An 18,922-nucleotide genomic window follows, 5' to 3' on the forward strand; every position below is an offset into this window, starting at 1 on the left:
TCTACGAGGTCTCGTCCCGCTGGTAGAAGCTGTAATCCGGCAGGGAATGAAAGGCCGAACGCAGCGCTTCGCTCCAGCTGTCGCTGATGGCATTGAAATAGGGATCGGTGCTTTCGATGCGCCGCTCGTGCTTGGCCTCGAACCCATCGCGCTCGATCACCATCAGGTCCAGCGGCAAGCCTACCGAAAGATTGGCCTTCAGCGTGGAATCGAAGCTGACCATGAGCAGTTTCACCGCATCCTCGAAGCTCATGTCGCGATCGTAGCCGCGTATGAGAATGGGGCGCCCGTACTTGGTCTCGCCGATCTGGAAGAAGGGGGTGTCGAAGCTGGCTTCGATAAAATTGCCTTCGGGGTAGATCATGAACAGGCGCGGTTCCATGCCCTGGATCTGCCCTGCAAGAATGATGGAGGCGGTGAAGCGCCCCTTGCCCTGCTGGCCGTTATCGTCCTGCGTTTCCGAAATGACTTCGCGCAGCAGCTTGCCGGTTTCCGCCGCCACCTGGAACATGGTCGGCAGTTCCATCAGCGAATTCTGCCGTTCGGACGGCTGCTTCGTGCGTTCTTCCAGCCGACTGATCACGGCCTGGGTGGTGGCAAGGTTGCCCGCCGTCATCAGCGTGATGATCCGCTCCCCCGGAACGGACCAGCTGAACATCTTGCGAAACACCGAGATGTTGTCGACGCCCGAGTTGGTGCGCGTATCGCTCATCAGGACGAGGCCCTTGTCGAGCACCATTCCCACGCAATAAGTCATTGTTGCTGCTGTTCTTCCGTCTGCTGCTCCACGGCGAGGTTGACCGAGAGATCCTCCGTCAAAGCGCCAAAGCTGATTCCCGTGATGGGCGCAGCATCGGTATAGTCGCGCCCGGTCGCCACGCGCACATAGCGCGGATCGGGGCTGATGCCATTGGAAATGTCGAAGCCTACCCAGCCGAGCCCCTGGACATAGGCTTCTGCCCAGGCATGGGTGGCCTCCTGTTCGACCCGGTCGTTCATCATCAGGTAGCCGCTGACGTAGCGCGCCGGAATATCCAGGCTGCGCGCGGCAGCGATGAAGATGTGGGCGTGATCCTGGCAAACGCCCCTTCCCTCCACCGTCGCCTCTTCTGCGGTGGTGGTGACGCCGGTGCTCCCGGTACCATATTCGACGCTTTCCCGGATCATGTTGGAAAGGTTGTGCAGGGTTTCCACCATGCCTTCCTCGCTGCGCTCGACATTGGCGATCAGCGCCTTGATCTTCGGGCCGGGCTCCGTCAGCGGCGTCTGGCTGAGGAACGCCCACAGCGGCATGTGTCCGGCATGGTGGCCGATCACGCCCGCATGATCCTGCGTGTCGACCTTGCCGCTGCAGGTCACGACGACTTCGCGTGCGCCCTCCTCCACCGCCACCAGGGTGACGTGGTTGTAGTTCTGGTCGTCATACGAAAGCTGTTCGTGCGCGCCCTCGAACTCCATGTTCCATTCGAGGATTTTCTGCCCCTGCGTTTCTTTCGGCGTCAGGCGCAGCCGCTGGATACCGTGCGCCACGGGACTGGCGAAACGATATCGGGTGGTATGGCGGATAGAGAGGCGCATGATTTATTCCCGTCAGGAGACGAAGCGATAGTCTTCGGCAATGGCGCCGGCCAGCGCCTGGTTGCCGGCGATGAATTCCAGCAGGAACTGGTGCAGCCCCTGGTCGAAAATGTCCTCCACCGTCTTGCCCGTAAGGCGAAAGTCGGCCTCGCGCATGGTTTCGTGGGACTTGCCTTCCGCGCCGTGGAGCTTGGCCAGCTCTCCCAGATTGCCGCGCATGGCGGTATAGCAGAACGCGAGGCTGCGCGGAAAACGCTCGTCCAGGATCAGGAAGTCGGCGATGGAGCGCGCGTCCATCCGCCCGGCATTGAGCCAGCGATAGGCGCGCTCCGCCGCGAGCGCGCGCAGCACGTTGTCCCATTGCCCTGTATCGAGCGGGGTGCCGACGTAGGAGAGCGAAGGCAACAACAGGTAGTACTTCACGTCGAGGATACGCGCCGTGTTGTCCGCACGCTCCAGAAAAGTGCCGAGCCGGGCGAAGGAATAGGTCTCGTTGCGCAGCATGGAGCCGTGAGAGGCCCCGCGCGCCAGCGTGCTTTCGCGGCGGATCGCGCCCAGCGACATATTGAGGTTCGAATTGCGGACAGGGCGCGCCAGCAGGTCGCGCAGGGTCATCCAACCTTCGTTCACGGCTTCCCACACCTCCGCCGTGATCGCCGAACGGCAGGCGCGGGCATTGGTGCGCGCGCGCTCCACCATCGAGAGCACGCTTTCCGGATTGTGCTTCGAACGCAGGACGAAGTCGCACACGTGCGCGCCGTCGAAATCGTCGTAATGCTCCTCGTATGCCTGGCGCAGGCCCAGCGTGGTGAGGATGGACTTCCATTCCTGGTCGGCCATCTCGTCACCGCGGGTCAGGGCCATGCGCTGCCCCGCCGCCAGCAGGCGAGCGGTGTTCTCGGCCCGCTCGAGATAGCGGTACATCCAGAAGATTCCGTGGGCGACGCGGCCTAGCATGGTTGGTTTTCTCCGATCCGCATCAGTCGTCCAGCACCCAGCTGTCCTTGGTTCCGCCGCCCTGGCTGGAATTTACCACCAGCGAGCCCTTCTTCAGCGCCACGCGGGTCAGCCCGCCAGGCGTGATGGTGACGCCTTCGGGCGAGCACAGCACGAAAGGCCGCAGGTCCACGTGGCGCGGCGCGAGGCCCTTCTTGGTGAAGATCGGACAGGTGGAAAGCGACAGCGTGGGCTGGGCGATGTAGTTCTCAGGCCGCGCTTCGAGCTTGTGACGGAACTCGGCAATTTCCTTCTTCGAGGCGGTCGGACCGATCAGCATGCCGTAGCCGCCCGAGCCGTGGACTTCCTTCACCACCAGGTCGGCGAGATTGTCGAGCACGTATTTCAGGGCATCGGGATCGGCGCAGCGGAAGGTTTCAACGTTGGGCAACAGCGGCTTCTCGCCGGTGTAGAACTCGACGATTTCGGGCATGAAGGAATAGATCGCCTTGTCGTCCGCCACCCCGGTGCCAGGCGCATTGGCGATGGTGATATTGCCCGCCCGGTACACGTCCATGATGCCGGGCACGCCCAGCACGCTGGAGGGATTGAACGTTAGCGGATCGAGGAATTCATCGTCCACGCGGCGATAGATCACGTCGACCGGCTTGAAACCCACGGTCGTGCGCATGTGTACTTTGCCGTCGATCACGCGCAGGTCGCTGCCTTCCACCAGTTCGGCACCCATCTGGTCTGCCAGGAAAGCGTGTTCGTAATAGGCGGAATTGTAGATGCCGGGAGTCAGCACGGCGATGCTGGGATTGCCTTCCACGCCTTCCGGCGCACAGGCGGCGAGACTTTTCGCCAGCTTGCGCGGATAGTCGGAAACGTCGCAGACGTTCACCTTGCTGAACAGCTCGGGGAACATCGCCATCATCGTCTCGCGGTTCTCCAGCATGTAGGAGACGCCGCTGGGCGTGCGGGCGTTGTCTTCCAGCACCATGAATTCATCGGGACCTGTGCGAACAAGGTCGATGCCGACGATATGGGTGTAGACCCCGCCCGGCGGCGTGAAGCCGACCATTTGCGGCAGCCACGCGGCATTGTCGCGGAACAAGCGTTCCGGAAGGCGGCCCGACCAGATGATTTCCTGGCGGTGGTAAAGGTCGTGCATGAAGGCGTTCAAGGCCCTCACCCGCTGCTCGATCCCACGCGAAAGCTTGCGCCATTCGCCGCCGGTGATGATGCGCGGCACCTGGTCGAAGGGGATCAGCCGCTCCTCGGCATCGTCCTCTCCATACACGTTGAAAGTGATGCCGGTCTTGCGGAAGAAGCTCTCGGCTTCAAACGCCTTGCGGCGCATCCAGCCCTGGTCCTGCTGCTCCAGCCACTCGTTGTAGCCCTGATAGGCCTCGCGCACGCTGCCATTCGGCATGTGCATCTCGTCGAATTTGTCCTGTTCGGACGCGGTCACGCAGGTCCCCTCGCTATGCTGGAATCAGCTATTTCGCACATGCAGCATGCGCCAGATCGTCTCAATAATCAAAGCCTGATTAGCGCTTCAGTTCCTGAACGAGCGCGAGGATCACTTCGCGAGAGTCGCAAAACCCCATGTGAGAACAGCGCAGCGCGACTGCCCGGTCCCGCTCACCCGGCTGGCCGCAGGCCGCGCGCCGGGAAATCGCGCCATCGCGCGGAGACCAGAACGCCACTGTCTCGACAGGCGGTTTCACCGCCAGCTCCGCCTCGATCGGCAGTTCCTCGACCGGGTGCCCGGCGGTGAACTGGTACACCCGCCACAGGTTGTTGGAATAGGGCGTGTGGCTGAACGGCGTGCCCATGGTGATGACCTTGTCTACGCAGTCCGGGTGAACCTTGGCCACTTCGCGCGCGAACACGCCGCCAAGGCTCCAGCCGATCAGCACCACCTTCTGGCCATAGCGATCGTGCACCGCGCGCACCCGGTCTGCCAGCAGGGCAAAGTTTTCCGGCGTCGGCCCGAAGTTGGTGCCAAGGCCCCACCGCTTGGCCTTGTGGCCCGCACGCTCCAGTTCGCGCGCCATGTAGCGCATGGAGCCGGGATTGGCGGCAAAGCCGGGAAAGAGGATGACGATGCGCGGATCTTCCGCCTTCTCGATCGGCAGCTTGGGCTTCAGCAGGCGTGTGACCGGCGCAATGGCATGAGCCAGTTCGGCTGCGAAGAGCTTCCATGGCGGCCTGTGCGCATCGGGCGGGGCTTCGCCTTTCAGCAGTTGCAAGCGGAAACGCGCGGCATCGCGCAGGTCGCGAAACCGTTGCAACGGCCCCCTGCGATCGGCATCTTCCAGCGTATCATCCGCACTCATCGTTCATCCCGCGAGCTGATGCAGCGGGCATGAAAGCCAAAGCCCGCATCGTCCCAATGACATAGCGGGCCTTTGGAAAATTTCACGCGGTTCCTGCCCGCGAGGATAGCGCGATCAGCCGCAATCGCCCATGCGCTCGGTCGCAACGTTCAGGACGATATTGGCATCGCCGGCGCCGGGGATCGGCTGTGCAAACGTCATTTCCATGTCGGACGATGTCTGTCCGGTCGTGCCGGTCATGGTGATGAGACCCTGCGGACCGTCCTCGGCCTCGCACGTCATGGCAAGGTCGATCGACTCTCCTTCGGCAGACAGGCGCGCCAAGGTGCAGCTGTTGTCCTGCATGGCGGAAATCCATGCTTCGCGGTCCATCGCCTCGGTCACGCAGAAGCTGCTCTGTTCGGCCGCACCCTCGCGGAAGGCAGCTTCGAGCGCCGCCATGTCCGTGACCTGGCCGTTCTCCATTTCGATCGAAACGAGTTCGGAGCTGATGGAATATTCGCCCGGCTGCGGCATGATGCCGTTGTCGCGGACCTCGGCTATCACCTCGTCCATCGACAGCGCTTCGCCCGACAGGTCCTCGTCCGGATCGTTGCCGCAGGCGGCCAGCAAGGTAGCGGCAAACAACGGCAGGGTGTGGATCAGGCGCATTCTATTCCCCGGCAAGTACGCGGCAGAAAAGTCCGCCGTCAACGGAGCCGGGGATATCAACGCCCCCGCATGCTGCCAATCGCGGCATGGCGGGAAAGGGGCTGCCGTCCCATTTCAGGTCAGGCAGCCGTCGCGATCCGTCTTCCCCCGGCTTACGCCGCGCACTCCCCCACGCGCTCTGTCTGCATCCGCACCACCATGCGCATCGAGCCCATGTTGGGGTCGTTGCCATCGACCGTCATGGTGGCATCCATGCTGGTGCTCGTCACTTCGCCTTCATAGGTCATGGAGCCGACGTTGCCCTGCCCATCATCGCAGTTCATCGTGGCGTTGAAGCCGTCGGACGTGGCGTTGAAAGCGGTCATTTCACAGGCCTCGTTATCTTGCCCCATGTCGCCGATCATGCCCTCGTAGCCTTCCTCGGCCTGTTCGGCAGTGATGCACTGGCTCTGCGGCTCGGTGAACATGGCAGCCATGAAGGTGCGCGCCATCTCGATCTCGTCCTCGGCCATGCCGGGCACTTCGAATTCCACCAGCTCGCCAGTCGTCTGGTATTCGCCCGCCTCTGGCTTGGGCAGGTTGGCCATCGCGTTGGCCACGCCTTCGGGATTGTTGGCGGGATCTTCCACCGTGCCGGAATCGCCGCAAGCAGCAAGGGCAAGGCCGGCAATCAGCGGCAGGGTATGGATAAGGCGCATGGAAATTCCTTTCGTGGCGGGCCGCGAGTGGCGCTGCCCTGTTTCTTCGGGAGTGGGGTGTAACGGTTATGGCCCGGCCTGCCAACGCGCTTGGCCAAGGCAATGCAATGCAAGGCAAGGCAAGACTGGGCACAAAGCCACGTTGCCAATCCGTTCCCCGTCACCCATATCCCCCGCCATGGCAGAACTCGTTATCCGCCGCGGACTGGAAGAGCCCGACACAACCGGTGACTTCACTCCGCACAAGCCCGCCCGCCCCGAAAAGGCGGAAACCCAGAAACCCTTCAAGCTGGTTTCGGACTATGAACCGGCGGGCGACCAGCCCACCGCGATTGCCGAACTGGTGGCAGCGGCAAAGGACGACGAGCAGACGCAGGTGCTGCTGGGCGTGACAGGATCGGGCAAGACCTTCACCATGGCCAAGGTGGTTGAGCAATTGCAGCGCCCCGCCCTTGTGCTGGCACCAAACAAGATCCTGGCGGCGCAGCTTTACGGCGAATTCAAGAGCTTCTTCCCCGAAAACGCGGTCGAGTATTTCGTCAGCTACTACGACTATTACCAGCCCGAGGCCTACGTGCCCCGGTCGGACACCTACATCGAGAAGGAAAGCTCGGTGAACGAGGCGATCGACCGGATGCGCCACTCCGCCACGCGCGCCCTGCTGGAACGGGACGATGTGCTGATCGTCGCCTCGGTCTCGTGTCTCTACGGTATCGGTTCGGTCGAGACATATTCGGCCATGATCTTCGACATCAAGACGGGTGAAAGCGTCGACCAGCGCGAGCTGATCCGCAAGCTCGTCGCGCTGCAATACAAGCGCAACGACACGGCCTTTGCCCGCGGGTGCTTCCGCGTGCGCGGCGACAACCTGGAGTTGTTCCCCAGCCACCTGGAGGACACCGCCTGGCGCGTCAGCTTCTTCGGCGACGAGATCGAGGAAATCAGCGAGTTCGACCCGCTGACGGGCAAGAAGGGCCAGACGCTGTCCAAGGTGCGCGTCTATGCAAACAGCCACTACGTGACGCCCGGCCCGACGATGAAACAGGCGAGCGAGGCCATCAAGTTCGAGCTTGAGGAACGGCTGAAAGAACTGCACGCCGAAGGCCGCCTGCTCGAAGCCCAGCGGCTGGAACAGCGCACCAATTTCGACCTCGAGATGATCGCCGCCACCGGCAGCTGCAACGGCATCGAGAACTACAGCCGCTTCCTGACCGGACGCCTGCCGGGCGAGCCGCCGCCCACGCTGTTCGAATACCTGCCCGAAAACGCGCTGCTGTTCGTGGACGAGAGCCACCAGACCATCCCGCAGATCGGCGCGATGGCGCGCGGCGACCATCGCCGCAAGCTGACGCTGGCCGAATACGGCTTCCGCCTGCCAAGCTGCATCGACAACCGCCCGCTGCGCTTCAATGAATGGGACGCGATGCGCCCGCAGACCGTAGCTGTCTCCGCCACCCCCGGCCCGTGGGAGCTGGAGCAGACAGGCGGCGTCTTTGCCGAACAGGTGATCCGCCCCACCGGCCTGATCGACCCGCCGGTGGAGATCAAGCCGGTAGAGGACCAGGTGCAGGATTGCATTGCCGAGGCCAAGGCGACTGCGCAAAAGGGCTACCGCACCCTCGTCACCACGCTGACCAAGCGCATGGCCGAGGACCTGACCGAGTTCATGCACGAACAGGGCGTGCGCGTGCGCTACATGCACTCCGACGTGGAAACGCTGGAGCGCATCGAGCTGATACGCGACCTGCGCCTCGGGGTTTACGACGTGCTGATCGGCATCAACCTGCTGCGCGAGGGGCTGGACATTCCTGAGTGCGGCCTCGTCGCCATTCTGGATGCCGACAAGGAAGGTTTCCTGCGCAGCGAAACCTCGCTGATCCAGACCATCGGCCGCGCCGCGCGTAACGTGGACGGACGCGTCATCCTCTATGCCGACCGGATCACGGGCAGCATGGAACGCGCAATGGCGGAAACCGAGCGCCGGCGCGAGAAGCAGCGCGAATACAACGAGGAACACGGCATCACGCCGCAGACGATCAAGCGCCAGATCGCCGACATCGTGGCGCATTCCGCTGCCGCCGATGGCGTTACCGTCGATACCGGCGATGACGAGGTGAACAATCTCGTCGGCCATAACCTGCGCGCCTATATCGAGGACCTGGAAAAGCGCATGCGCAACGCTGCTGCCGATCTGGAATTCGAGGAAGCCGGCCGCCTGCGCGACGAGATACGCCGCCTGGAAAACGACGAGCTTGGCCTTGGCGATGCCGACAAGAAGGCGCCGGTCGTGGGACGCAGCAACGAAGGCAAGCCCGGCACGCGCAAGCTGCGCTACGGCAAGACCCAGCGCAAGTTCGGCAAGAAATAGCGTGATCCCCAATCCAAAGCGGTGATCCGCTTGCCTCACGCCCCGCCGGCGGAGTAGCGCGCGAACATGCACCGCGCTGTCGGCCTCGCCCTGCTTCCCCTCGCCCTGTCGGCCTGCGACAGGCCCGCGCCGCTTCCGCAGGGCAGCGTGCAGCGCGTGGAACTGCAGGGCACCGGCCAGCGCGCCGCCATGGCCGAGCCTTCACCTGATACCAGCCGCGCGGGCTGGACCGTATCCGAGGACGGGCAGGCGATCCGGTTCGGCAACATGGGCGAGCCGCCTTTCCTGACGCTGGCCTGCAACGTCGAGGCCGCGCCGCCCGAATTCGTCATCATCCGCCACGCCCGAGCCTGGCCAGGGCAGAGCGCGCTGTTCCCGGTACTGGGCAACGGCATGTCCAGCCGCTTCCTCGTCGATGCGGAATTGTCCGATGGCGAATGGCACTGGGAGGGGCGATTGCCCGCCGACGATCCTAAGCTGGACGTGTTCTCCGGCACGCGGGACATCACCGCCACCCTGCCGGGGCGCGGAATGCTGGAAATGGGCGGAGGCCGGATTACGGGCGAGTTCCTGGAATGGTGCCGCGCTGGCGGAAGGCCCGAAGCCGTCCAGGGTGAGGCGTCCGAAGAGAGCGAAGACGAAGGTTAGTCCGCCTCGGCAAGCTCGGCCAGCATGGCAGGGGTCAGCACCTGCGGCAGCTGTTCACCTTCGCCGCCTGACGGATACCAGACGTACAGCGGCACGCCTGCCGCCTCCCATTGCTCCAGGTATCGCGTGATCTCGGGATCGCGCCGCGTCCAGTCGCCGCGCATGGCGACAACTCCTGCCTCCTCGAATGCCTCGCGCGTGGTTTCGCGTTCGATGGCGACTTGTTCGTTCACTTTGCAGGTGAGGCACCAGTCGGCGGTAAACCACAGGAACACGGGTGCGCCCGATGCGCGCGCTTCCGCCAGGGCGGCCTCGGAATAGGCGACCGGCTCCAGCACGCTTTCGCTGCTGGCGACCTGCTCCTCCACCCGGAACGGCAGCGATACCGCGAAATACAGCGCCGCGACCACCGCGATCAGGGCAACCAGCATGTTGCCGTTGCGCCTCGCAGTCAGCGCGACGACCGGCAGGATCGCCAGCGCCAGCGCGGCAAAGGCGAAGCTGGTGCCGCCCAGCCGGAAGGCCAGCCACACCAGCGCCAGCGCGGTAAGTCCCATCGGCACGGCCAGCACTCGGCGGAAGGTCAGCATCCAAGCGCCCGGTTTCGGCAACATGCGGCGCAGCGCGGGTACGAAGCCCAAGAGCAGGAACGGCAGCGCCAGCCCCAAACCCAGCGCCGCGAACAGCAGCAAGGCCTGCGGCGCGGGGAGCAGCAGCGCCGCGCCTAATGCGGCAGCCATGAACGGTCCTGTGCAGGGCGTCGCGACTACGGCGGCGAGCAGGCCAGTCGCAAACGCTCCGCCCTCTCCGCGGGTGCGGATCGGCAGGCTGGGTATCTCGAACAGGCCAAGGAAATTGGCGGTGATCAGCGTCGCCACCACCAGCAGCGCGGCCACCACCAGCGGTTCCTGCAACTGGAACGCCCAGCCGATCTGCGCCCCGCCCGCGCGCAGCAGCAGCATCAATCCGCCAAGCGCGAGGCAGGCAATTACCACACCTGCGGTGTAGGCCAGCCCCTCGATCTTCGCCTGCCGCTCCTCGCCCCCGGCGCGCGCCAGTGTCAGCGCCTTCAGGCTGAGGATGGGGAACACGCACGGCATCAAGTTGAGCAAAAATCCGCCAAGCAGCGCCCCGCCCAGCAGCAGGGCGAGCGGCGTCTCGACACCTCCCAGCCCGATACGCGTGCCGCCGGTGGGCACATTCCCCGGCACCGCTTCGAACTGGACGCCCTCGCCTTCGTCGTTGAACGCCAGCAGGCCGCGCAATTCCCCCGGCTCGGCCCGCAGGCCGCCGCGCGGTATCTCGGCCACAAGCATGTCGCCGTCGCGGTAGAAGGTTTGTGCCTCGGCGTAGCCGACGACGTCCCGCTGCTCGATGAAGACGTGCGGATCACCGATTTCGAGGCTGGCTGGCAGCGGGATCGCAATACGCAGCGCGCTGCCTGTCAGCTCGAACCGGGCCGTGGAATCGATCAGCGGAGGGATCGCGGCGCTCCACTCGGCGAAGCGTGGGTGCACCGCGCCGCCTTCGCCCACCTGCACCGTCGTCGAAAGGCTCGCCCGCTGCGGCACGCACAGGGTGTCGCTACACGTCAGCCAGTCGGCATAAAGGCCAACTTCGTAGGCCCCCGGTGCAGTCCCCTCAGGCACCATCAAAGGGAGCAACACGGCGTGCTCGCCCTCGTATATGTGGTTCATCAGACCCTGCGTGATGTAGGTTTGCGGCACGGGATAAAGCGGCTCTTCCGCCTGCCAGTCTTCGGGCAGGTCCCAATCGATGCACATGCCCTGCCCGGCATCGCCCGGATTGCGCCAGTAGCCGTGCCAGCCCTCGTTCGGCAGGAAATCGAGCGCAAGCTGGCCGCTTTCACCCGGAGCGATTGTCTCGCCCGCCACCAGCCGCGCGCTTCCCCTGTCCATCAGGTCCGGCCCGCGCGGGCACTCGCGCTGCGTCTCCTGCGCCGCCACGGGCAGCGCCACCAGCGCGCCGATCAGGACGCAGAGACTGGCGAGATACCGGAAAAAGGCCATGAAGGGGGACGGCGTGCTTGCCTGCATAGTGCGCGACAACTAGTGACGGAAGGCATGAGCGACAAGTTGAATCCAAGGCGCGATCTCCTCATCCTCGGCGGCGGCCTTGTCGGCATGACGCTGGCGCTCGCAGCCGCGAAGAAGGGCATTTCCAGCCACGTGGTGGACCGGGCGGACCCGGCGGAATTGACGGCAGAAGGGTTCGACGGCCGCGCTTCGGCCATTTCCACGGCGAGCTGGAACCTGTTCACCAACATCGGCATCGCCGACGCGCTGGAGCCTTACGGCTGCCCCATCGCCTCCATCGCCGTGACCGATGGAATGAAACCGGGCCGCATCGATTTCCAGCCGGAGCCGCACGAAGGCACGCTGGGCCGCATGTTCCCCAATCGCCAGCTGCGCCTGTCGCTGTTCGAGGCGGCGAAGGACGAACCGCTTATTGCCTGGCACTCGAAAGCCAATGTCGTCGATCGCCAGCGCGGCGAACATGGCGTTTCCGCCACGCTGGAAGACGGCACCGTGCTGGATGCCAGCCTGATGTGCGCCGCCGAAGGCCGCGGATCGCCAACGCGCGAGGAAGCGGGCTTCACGATGGCCCAGTGGGATTACAGCCACCGCGCGATCATTATCGGGCTGACGCACGAGAAGCCGCACGACGGCGTCGCGTGGGAAATCTTCTATCCCGACGGCCCCTTCGCCCTGCTGCCGCTGCTGGATGACGAACAGGGTCGCCACCGCTCCGCGCTGGTCTGGACCGTGGACGAGAAGGACGCCGCCGGTGTGCTTGCGCTGGGCGAGCGGGCGTTCAAGCACGAGATCGCCAAGCGGATGCACGGCATTTTCGGCGAGATCGAGATTGTGGGCCAGCGTTCCTCCTACCCGCTGGGCTTTCAGCATACCGCGAAAATCATCGATCATCGCCTCGCGCTGGTGGGCGATGCGGCGCACGGGATGCACCCGATCGCCGGGCAGGGCCTCAACCTCGGGCTGCGCGACGTCGGCGCGCTGGTTGACGTGCTGACCGAAGGAATGCGCCTCGGCCTGGAGCCGGGCGATGCGCAGATGCTGGCAAAGTACGAGAAATGGCGGGCGATGGATTCGCTGATGGTGATGGGTGCGACAGACACACTCACCCGCCTGTTCGGCATTCCCGGCAAGTTGGCGAGCGCCGTGCGCCGGTTCGGCATGGCAGGCGTGCAGCGAACGCCGGTGCTGAAGGACTGGTTCATGGACGAAGCCCGCGGCATGAGCGGCGACCTTCCCGAATTACTCAAAGGTTAGGCCCGAACTGCTGAAAGGCTAGTTCACGCCCTCGCGCCCCGGCAGCACCGGGCTTAATTGCTGCACTGTCTCGCCCTCGCTGTCGCGCAGGCCGCGCGGGTCCAGCACGGCTGCGGTTTCCAGCGTTTCGAGCGCGCGCTGGGCGGCTGCGAAACGTTCCGCATCGGCGATCCAGCCCTCGGCCTCCACCGCGTTGGGCAGGCTGCGCACTTCCTGCACGGCAGCCTCGATGCGTCCGCTATCGAGGAACATGCGCGCGCGTTCGAGACGGCGCTCTGCTACGGGCGATGGCGTATTCTCCCGTCGCACGACGAATAGCGAGGACAGTTCGCGTCCAATGCGGGTGAAGACGCCTTCGTCGGCGGGCGCATCGTTCAGGATCGGGGCGAGACCTTCCAGCCGGGCGACCAGCCGGTCCAGCGTGACGGGATCCTGCGCCGCGTCGATCACGGTCTGCACAGCATTGGGCCGCGCCTCGCCAAAACGGAGGCGCAACTGATCGGCGAGGTAGCCGAGCGGCGCGCCGCGTTCGATGGCGCGGCGACTGGCGAAAGCGATCAGCAGCCCCTCCGCCCGCGCGGCATTGCCGGCGGCGGCCTGCGACTGCAGATCGAGGCGCGTCAGGCGCTGCTCCATCGCGGCAACCCGGCTGTCGAGCCCGCCTTGCTGCTCCACCACCTGCTCCACCCGCTGCACTGCCTCGCGCGCCTCTTCCGCCACGGCCTCTGCGCTGGCGGAGGCGCTGGGCGTAGGCTGCGGCGCGGCAACGCCTTCAGCGGCAAGTGTCGCGGGATCGTCCGTCGCGGCAGGCGACGAAGGCTCTTCACTGCGGACGCTGAGGATACCGCCGAGGCCCAGATCGCCATCGCGGGCGAGCCATAGCGTGATGAGGATGCCCAGCAGGAAGGCAAGCGCGAGACCGATCAGTGCCGGTCGCAGGGGGATGCTGCGCCGCTGCGCCTCTGCGCCGGGCAATTCGTAACTTTGGTCCATCGTGTCCTTTGGCGCCCCGTCGCGGGCTTCGCACGGCCCGTCCTGTCGGAGATGTTGCCTTAATGGCACATGTCGCGCGCCAAGGCCAACAGGGCGTCGTCATTGGGCTGTGGAGCAGATTCGACCGCGCCCCACCCCTCGCCCGCCGCTACGGCTACCCGGGGGCCGATGCAGGCGAGATGGATCGCCTGCCGGTCCAGCCCGATGCGGTTGATTTCGTTGCCGAAATGGCGGGCAGCGGCCGCACTGTGAACGAGCACGCAGGGCTTTCCCGTGCGCAGGCCGACCTGCGCGCTGCCGGTGATGGGCAAGGGCCGCACTTCGTAAACATTGCGGGCGGTGATCGTATGCTTGCCGGGGTCCAGCGCGACTTTCTCGACTCCGCCAAGCCGCAGGTAGCGCGTTGCCTCGGCGTTGCCATCGAGCACCGATTGCAGCCCGCCCTCGCCCACGCGCTCCACGGAAAAGCCGGCCTCTTCGGCGGCGTCGGCGGTGGCCTTGCCAACGGCGTGAACGGGGAGATCGACGTATTGCTCCAGCGCCTTGCCCGCGTGGCGCATGGCGTTGGCGCTGCCGATCAGCAAGGCATCGAAATCGTCTAGCGAAGGCGCATCCCATTGCAGGGGCATGACTTCAAACAGGGGCAGGCCGATGGCGGCAAGGCCCATGTCGCGTGCGGATTGCAGGGTGGATTGCAGGCCGGGTTCGGGCCGGATGACGAAAATCATGCGCCGATCATTCCGGCGGCCCGTCGAACACGGCGGTAATGCCGGACGTTGCCTTGCCAAGCAGTTCGGCGGCAAGGCGCGCGGGTGCGTCGGCATCGCCTGCGGGGAAAGTGGCCTCTCCCTCCACGCGTTCCTGCCCGGCAGGACTGAACAGCGCGGCGCGCATCGATAGTTGGCCGGCGTTGTAGGTGCAGCGAACGGCGATGGGCGAATGGCAGGTGCCGCCCAGCGCGAGCAGCAGCGCGCGCTCCGCCATGACTTCGGCCTGGCTCGGCGCGTGGTTCAGCACGGACAGCAGTTCGCGCGCCCGCCCGTCATCGGCGCGGCATTCGATGGCGATGGCACCTTGCGCGGGTGCTGGCAGCCAGTCCTCGGGATCGAGCGGCGTGCCCACATCGTCCTGCCCCAGCCGCGAAAGTCCGGCGGCGGCGAGGAAAGTCGCATCGGCTTCGCCCGCTTCCAGCTTGCCCAGCCGCGTGGCGACATTGCCGCGAAAGGTGACGACGCGGCAATCGGGCCGCTGGTGCAAAGCCTGCGCCGCCCGGCGCGGGGCGCTGGTGCCGATCACCGCGCCTTTCGGCAGGTCGGCCATGCTTGCGGCGCCGATCAGGCGGTCCCGCTTGTCCGCGCGCGGCAGGATGGCGATGAGCGTGAAGGCATCGGGGCGGATCGTCTCCACGTCTTTCAGCGAGTGGACCGAGGCATCGATATCGCCTTCGCCCAGCCAGACGTCGAGTTCCTTCGTCCACAGCGCCTTGCCGCCGATCTCCGCAAGCGGGCGGTCCTGCACCTTGTCGCCGCTGGCCTCCACCGGCACGAGTTCCACCGCGTTGCTGTCCCAGCCGTGGGCCGCGCACAATCGTGCCCGCGCCTCTTCAGCCTGTGCCAATGCCAGCGGAGAGCGCCGCGTTCCGAGCTTTAGGAGTGGTTGCTGTGTCATGCCTTCGCTTGCCCTAGCGGCGCGAAAGTCTAAGGGGAAGCGGGATGACACTGGTTCTCGGGATCGAAAGCAGCTGCGACGAAACGGCAGCGGCGCTGGTGACGGGTGATCGCGCTATCCTGGCGCAGGCCATCGCCAGCCAGGAAGCCGAGCATTCGCCTTATGGCGGGGTGGTGCCCGAAATCGCCGCGCGTGCCCATGCGGAGCGGCTCGCCCCGCTGATCGAGAAGGTACTGGCCGAGGCCGGAAAGACGCTGGACGATTGCGTTGCGATCGCCGCCACCGCCGGGCCGGGCCTGATCGGCGGCGTGATGGTGGGTCTTGTCACCGCAAAGGCACTGGCCATGGCGAGCGACAAGCCGCTGCTGGCGATCAACCACCTCGAAGGCCACGCGCTCTCGCCGCGCCTCGCCGATGCGAGCCTCGAATTTCCCTATGCCCTGCTGCTGGTGAGCGGCGGGCATTGCCAGATCCTGCGGGTGGAAGGCGTGGGCAAGTACCAGCGCCTGGCCACCACAATCGACGATGCGCTTGGCGAGGCGTTCGACAAGACGGCCAAGATCCTCGGCCTGGGCTATCCCGGCGGTCCTGCCGTCGAAAGGCTGGCGCGCGAAGGAAATCCGCAGGCCGTGCCCCTCCCCCGCCCGCTGGTCCACAGCAAGGAACCGCACTTCAGTTTCGCCGGTCTGAAAAGCGCAGTTCTGAGGGCCCACGATGCTGGCGAGCATGCCGATGCCGACATTGCTGCCAGCTTCCAGCAGGCCGCGCTCGATTGTATCCTGGACCGCACGCGCCGCGCGCTTTCTGCGATGAAGCCGGTCAACGCGCTGGTGGTGGCAGGCGGTGTTGCCGCGAACCAGACGATCCGCAGCGGTCTGGAAGGGCTGGCCGGCGAATTCGACCTGCCGTTTACCGCCCCGCCACTCGCCCTGTGTACGGACAATGCCGCGATGATCGCCTGGGCGGGCGTGGAACGTCTTGCAACCGGCGGCGAAGCCGATCCGCTTGACTTGAAAGCCCGGCCGCGCTGGCCACTTGATCCCGATGCAGAGCCCGCAAGAGGCGCAGGAGTGAAAGCATGATTGGTGTGGTCGGAGCAGGCGCGTGGGGAACGGCCCTTGCACAGATGCTTGGCAGCGACGGGCGCGAGGTGCTGCTCTGGGCGCTGGAAGATGGCCTTGCCGATGCCATCAACGCGCAGCACCGCAACGAGCTGTTCCTGCCCTCTGCCGAACTTGCGCACTCGATCCGCGCAACGAACGATCTGGCCGACATGGCACAGTGCGACACCCTGCTGATGGTCACACCCGCGCAGCACCTGGGCAGCGTGCTGGGCAAGATGCAGTCCTTCCCCCGCGATCTCGTGCTGTGTTCCAAGGGTATCGAGCAGAGCACGGGCCGCATGATGAACGACGTGGCGAAGGAAGCCGCGCCAGAGGCCGAGATCGCCGTGCTGTCCGGCCCCACGTTCGCGCACGAGGTTGCTGCCGGGCTTCCGGCAGCCGTGACGCTGGCCTGCGGCGGCGGCGATGCCCAGTGGGAACGCCTCTCCCCGCAAATCGCACGGGCCAATTTCCGGCCTTACTATTCGGACGATGTGACCGGCGCCGAGATCGGCGGAGCGGTAAAGAACGTGCTCGCCATCGCCTGCGGGGTGGTGGAAGGGCTGCAACTCGGGCAGAACGCCCGCAACGCCCTGATCACGCGCGGTTTTGCCGAGATGCTGCGCTTCGGCGTGGCTCTGGGCGGGAAGCCCGAAACGCTGAATGGCCTGTGCGGGCTCGGCGACCTCGTGCTCACCTGTTCGTCCACCTCCAGCCGCAATTTCTCTCTCGGCAAGGCGCTGGGCGAAGGGATGAGCGCTATCGAAGCGCTGGCCGACAAGCGCACCGTGGCAGAAGGCGCGCACACCGCGCCGGTACTGCGCGATCTTGCCGAAAAGCACGGCGTGTCCATGCCGATCACCGAAGCAGTCAACGCCCTGCTGGAAGGCGAAGCGGCGCGTGACGTGGTGCAGGCGCTGCTCGCACGGCCGCTGAAGGCCGAAGGGCACGACGCTTGAGCACGTCGAAAGCGAAAGTCGAAGCGGCCGAGGAACCGGGCGGCGATATTGCAGCGCTTGCCAAGGGCGGGCGCACCAATTTCTTCGGCTTCGTGCTGCGCCTGCTGGCGCGCCTGCCGTTCCTTTTCATTGCCGGACAGCTTTACGGCGCGGAGGCGCTGGGCATCTATGCCTACGCCTTGCTGGTGGTGGAACTGACCGCGCTGGTCTGCTCCATCGGCGAAAAGCGCGGCTTGGCGCAGCGCCTGCGTGACGGGGAAGACAAGGAAAGCGAAACGGGCCTCATCGCCGATTCCATGCTGGTGGCGCTGGTCTTTTCCGGCATCATGGCCGCAGTTTTCTTCGTCTGGCCCACGCCGCTGTTTCCCAACGGCATGTCGAACGATCTCGACCGCTGGATCGTGCTGGCCATCCCCGGCTACGCGCTGACGGAGATCGTGCTGGCAGCCCAGGCCTACAAGTACGACATCGGCACCACCGTGCGCGCCCGCGCCGTGGTGGAGCCGTGGACGATCTCCATTCTTGCAGGCGCGTTCTGGTTCGTACCCGCTATCGGGAATGCAGGCCTCACGCTGGCCTATCTCGCCTCGATCTTTGCGGGGCTTGCAACGGCGCTGGTGCCGTTCTTCCGCACATACGGCCTGCCCAGGGGCTGGTCGCCCCACCCTGCCCGTCTCGGCCCCATGGTGGCGCGCGCCCTGCCGCTGGCCGTGACGGACGCGATCGAATGGGGCACGCGGCGCGTGGACCTGCTGATCCTTGGCTGGTTTGCCGGCCCTGTGGCGCTGGGCATCTACTGGATGGCGCAGCAGGTCGCCAGCCTGCCGCAGAAGCTCAAGACCAGTTTCGAGCCGATCCTCGGCCCCGTCATCACCGCCAAGCTGAAAGTGAAGGATTACGCCGCCATTGCGAAGCAAGTCTGCCAGGTCGGCTTCTGGATCGTCGCCGCGCAGGCGGGCATCGCGCTGGCGCTGGGCATTCCGGGAGAGGCGCTGATGGGCCTGATGGGCGACGACGGCGAATTCGTTCCCGGCACCGCTGCCCTCGCCTTCCTGCTGGCAGCGGAAGTGGTGGCGGCAACTGCGGTCGTTTCCGAAGCGGCGCTGATCTATGTGGCGCGGGTCCGCAACCTGTGGGTCTCCATCGGCACGATTGCCTTGCAGGCACTCCTTACCGTGGCGGCGATGCTGGTGATCGATACGCTCGAGTTCTCCAGCCCCGAACGCGCCGATTTCTATCGCGCAGCGGCGGCTGCCGGTGCGCTGATGGTGTCGCTGGGCGTGGCCTCCATCGTTAAAGCCGTCATGCTGAGCCGGATCCTGGGCCATTCGATCAACAACTGGCGCTGGGCGCTGGTTTGGGCGGCGGCGGCAGCAGTCCTGGTGGGCCAGGTGGCGATCCTGCTACCCGAATGGGCAGAGCTGGCCTTCGGTATCCCGGCGATCCTCGCCGTCTATGGCTTCATCATCTGGACACGTGGTTTCGGACCCGAAGACCGCGTGCTGTTCAGCAAGGCCCCCAAGCCCACTCCTGCGCACGAGGCGCCGGTCGACAGGCCACCGCTCTAGGAAATTTCCTCTCGAGGAAGCCCGTAGCGGCGCGCCCGGCTTTGTTTTCCCGCAATCCAGATGCGTCCTCGACGTTTGGCTCAGGCCCTCGACGCG

The 18,922-nt window shown here is 65.4% G+C and carries 17 protein-coding genes; 6 read left to right on the plus strand and 11 right to left on the minus strand.

Translation table 11 applies throughout. The features are described from left to right. Position 1 precedes the first annotated feature (1 nt). The 7 genes from ABFX23_RS07275 to ABFX23_RS07305 form a co-directional block, all read right to left on the minus strand. Positions 2-757 carry a proteasome-type protease gene (locus tag ABFX23_RS07275; RefSeq protein WP_346032420.1) on the minus strand — a complete coding sequence of 252 codons (756 nt, stop codon included), beginning with the start codon at positions 755-757 and terminating at the stop codon, positions 2-4. Continuing rightward, positions 754-1,578, minus strand: a complete 825-nt coding sequence (locus ABFX23_RS07280; protein ID WP_346032421.1) for a transglutaminase family protein — start codon at positions 1,576-1,578, stop codon at positions 754-756. Before ABFX23_RS07280 ends, ABFX23_RS07275 begins: the two co-directional genes overlap by 4 nt. 12 nt (positions 1,579-1,590) lie before the next feature. Next, complete coding sequence (locus ABFX23_RS07285; RefSeq protein WP_346032422.1) at positions 1,591-2,535, minus strand: alpha-E domain-containing protein; 945 nt, start codon at positions 2,533-2,535, stop codon at positions 1,591-1,593. Positions 2,536-2,557: 22 nt separating this feature from the next. Continuing rightward, complete coding sequence (locus ABFX23_RS07290) at positions 2,558-3,955, minus strand: circularly permuted type 2 ATP-grasp protein (protein ID WP_346032561.1); 1,398 nt, start codon at positions 3,953-3,955, stop codon at positions 2,558-2,560. 112 nt (positions 3,956-4,067) lie between these two features. Beyond that, a complete protein-coding gene (locus ABFX23_RS07295; RefSeq protein WP_346032423.1) occupies positions 4,068-4,859 on the minus strand; it encodes an esterase/lipase family protein in 792 nt (263 codons plus the stop codon). Between the two features lie 114 nt (positions 4,860-4,973). Beyond that, positions 4,974-5,510 (minus strand): DUF3617 domain-containing protein, encoded by a 537-nt coding sequence (locus ABFX23_RS07300; protein ID WP_346032424.1) that lies wholly within the window; start codon positions 5,508-5,510, stop codon positions 4,974-4,976. A gap of 152 nt (positions 5,511-5,662) precedes the next feature. After that, positions 5,663-6,208, minus strand: a complete 546-nt coding sequence (locus tag ABFX23_RS07305; protein WP_346032425.1) for a DUF3617 domain-containing protein — start codon at positions 6,206-6,208, stop codon at positions 5,663-5,665. Between the two features lie 178 nt (positions 6,209-6,386). Between ABFX23_RS07305 and uvrB the strand changes: the two genes are divergently transcribed. Next, positions 6,387-8,576, plus strand: a complete 2,190-nt coding sequence (uvrB, locus tag ABFX23_RS07310) for an excinuclease ABC subunit UvrB (RefSeq protein WP_346032426.1) — start codon at positions 6,387-6,389, stop codon at positions 8,574-8,576. A 66-nt stretch (positions 8,577-8,642) separates the two neighbouring features. Beyond that, entirely contained in the window at positions 8,643-9,224 is a 582-nt protein-coding gene (locus tag ABFX23_RS07315; RefSeq protein ID WP_346032427.1) for a hypothetical protein, read from the plus strand. Here the strand turns inward: ABFX23_RS07315 and ABFX23_RS07320 are convergent. Beyond that, the gene (locus ABFX23_RS07320; protein ID WP_346032428.1) at positions 9,221-11,254 is read right to left on the minus strand and encodes a protein-disulfide reductase DsbD family protein; all 2,034 of its coding nucleotides are present in this window, start codon (positions 11,252-11,254) and stop codon (positions 9,221-9,223) included. The genes ABFX23_RS07315 and ABFX23_RS07320 overlap by 4 nt on opposite strands. A gap of 54 nt (positions 11,255-11,308) precedes the next feature. Between ABFX23_RS07320 and ABFX23_RS07325 the strand changes: the two genes are divergently transcribed. Beyond that, a complete protein-coding gene (locus tag ABFX23_RS07325) occupies positions 11,309-12,535 on the plus strand; it encodes an FAD-dependent monooxygenase (RefSeq protein WP_346032429.1) in 1,227 nt (408 codons plus the stop codon). Between the two features lie 18 nt (positions 12,536-12,553). Here the strand turns inward: ABFX23_RS07325 and ABFX23_RS07330 are convergent, their stop codons facing one another. Genes ABFX23_RS07330 through hemC form a run of 3 tightly spaced genes read right to left on the minus strand, consistent with a single transcriptional unit; the run spans position 12,554 to position 15,196 of the window. Further along, positions 12,554-13,528 (minus strand): hypothetical protein, encoded by a 975-nt coding sequence (locus ABFX23_RS07330; RefSeq protein WP_346032430.1) that lies wholly within the window; start codon positions 13,526-13,528, stop codon positions 12,554-12,556. A gap of 59 nt (positions 13,529-13,587) precedes the next feature. Then, positions 13,588-14,256, minus strand: a complete 669-nt coding sequence (locus ABFX23_RS07335; protein WP_346032431.1) for a uroporphyrinogen-III synthase — start codon at positions 14,254-14,256, stop codon at positions 13,588-13,590. 7 nt (positions 14,257-14,263) lie between these two features. Then, positions 14,264-15,196 carry a hydroxymethylbilane synthase gene (gene hemC / locus ABFX23_RS07340; protein WP_346032432.1) on the minus strand — a complete coding sequence of 311 codons (933 nt, stop codon included), beginning with the start codon at positions 15,194-15,196 and terminating at the stop codon, positions 14,264-14,266. A 44-nt stretch (positions 15,197-15,240) separates the two neighbouring features. Between hemC and tsaD the strand changes: the two genes are divergently transcribed. Genes tsaD through ABFX23_RS07355 form a run of 3 tightly spaced genes read left to right on the plus strand, consistent with a single transcriptional unit; the run spans position 15,241 to position 18,826 of the window. Beyond that, positions 15,241-16,278: a tRNA (adenosine(37)-N6)-threonylcarbamoyltransferase complex transferase subunit TsaD gene (gene tsaD, locus ABFX23_RS07345; RefSeq protein ID WP_346032433.1), complete on the plus strand. Its 1,038-nt coding sequence runs from the start codon at positions 15,241-15,243 to the stop codon at positions 16,276-16,278. Further along, on the plus strand, positions 16,275-17,258 hold the full coding sequence (locus tag ABFX23_RS07350) for an NAD(P)H-dependent glycerol-3-phosphate dehydrogenase (RefSeq protein WP_346032434.1): 984 nt from the start codon (positions 16,275-16,277) through the stop codon (positions 17,256-17,258). The genes tsaD and ABFX23_RS07350 overlap by 4 nt, the downstream gene beginning before the upstream one ends. Continuing rightward, on the plus strand, positions 17,255-18,826 hold the full coding sequence (locus ABFX23_RS07355; RefSeq protein ID WP_346032435.1) for a lipopolysaccharide biosynthesis protein: 1,572 nt from the start codon (positions 17,255-17,257) through the stop codon (positions 18,824-18,826). Before ABFX23_RS07350 ends, ABFX23_RS07355 begins: the two co-directional genes overlap by 4 nt. Positions 18,827-18,922: the final 96 nt, after the last annotated feature.

Origin of the sequence: Erythrobacter westpacificensis, assembly GCF_039542285.1 — a bacterium.
GTDB lineage: Bacteria > Pseudomonadota > Alphaproteobacteria > Sphingomonadales > Sphingomonadaceae > Alteraurantiacibacter > Alteraurantiacibacter westpacificensis.

Coding starts and splice junctions, on each gene's coding strand:
- ABFX23_RS07280 (WP_346032421.1), bottom strand. CDS start 1,578: ATGCGCCTCTCTATCCGCCATACCACCCGATATCGTTTCGCCAGTCCC.
- ABFX23_RS07275 (WP_346032420.1), bottom strand. CDS start 757: ATGACTTATTGCGTGGGAATGGTGCTCGACAAGGGCCTCGTCCTGATG.
- ABFX23_RS07335 (WP_346032431.1), bottom strand. CDS start 14,256: ATGATTTTCGTCATCCGGCCCGAACCCGGCCTGCAATCCACCCTGCAA.
- ABFX23_RS07315 (WP_346032427.1), top strand. CDS start 8,643: ATGCACCGCGCTGTCGGCCTCGCCCTGCTTCCCCTCGCCCTGTCGGCC.
- ABFX23_RS07290 (WP_346032561.1), bottom strand. CDS start 3,955: ATGCACATGCCGAATGGCAGCGTGCGCGAGGCCTATCAGGGCTACAAC.
- hemC (WP_346032432.1), bottom strand. CDS start 15,196: ATGACACAGCAACCACTCCTAAAGCTCGGAACGCGGCGCTCTCCGCTG.
- ABFX23_RS07285 (WP_346032422.1), bottom strand. CDS start 2,535: ATGCTAGGCCGCGTCGCCCACGGAATCTTCTGGATGTACCGCTATCTC.
- ABFX23_RS07325 (WP_346032429.1), top strand. CDS start 11,309: ATGAGCGACAAGTTGAATCCAAGGCGCGATCTCCTCATCCTCGGCGGC.
- tsaD (WP_346032433.1), top strand. CDS start 15,241: ATGACACTGGTTCTCGGGATCGAAAGCAGCTGCGACGAAACGGCAGCG.
- ABFX23_RS07300 (WP_346032424.1), bottom strand. CDS start 5,510: ATGCGCCTGATCCACACCCTGCCGTTGTTTGCCGCTACCTTGCTGGCC.
- uvrB (WP_346032426.1), top strand. CDS start 6,387: ATGGCAGAACTCGTTATCCGCCGCGGACTGGAAGAGCCCGACACAACC.
- ABFX23_RS07350 (WP_346032434.1), top strand. CDS start 16,275: ATGATTGGTGTGGTCGGAGCAGGCGCGTGGGGAACGGCCCTTGCACAG.
- ABFX23_RS07295 (WP_346032423.1), bottom strand. CDS start 4,859: ATGAGTGCGGATGATACGCTGGAAGATGCCGATCGCAGGGGGCCGTTG.
- ABFX23_RS07305 (WP_346032425.1), bottom strand. CDS start 6,208: ATGCGCCTTATCCATACCCTGCCGCTGATTGCCGGCCTTGCCCTTGCT.
- ABFX23_RS07330 (WP_346032430.1), bottom strand. CDS start 13,528: ATGGACCAAAGTTACGAATTGCCCGGCGCAGAGGCGCAGCGGCGCAGC.
- ABFX23_RS07320 (WP_346032428.1), bottom strand. CDS start 11,254: ATGGCCTTTTTCCGGTATCTCGCCAGTCTCTGCGTCCTGATCGGCGCG.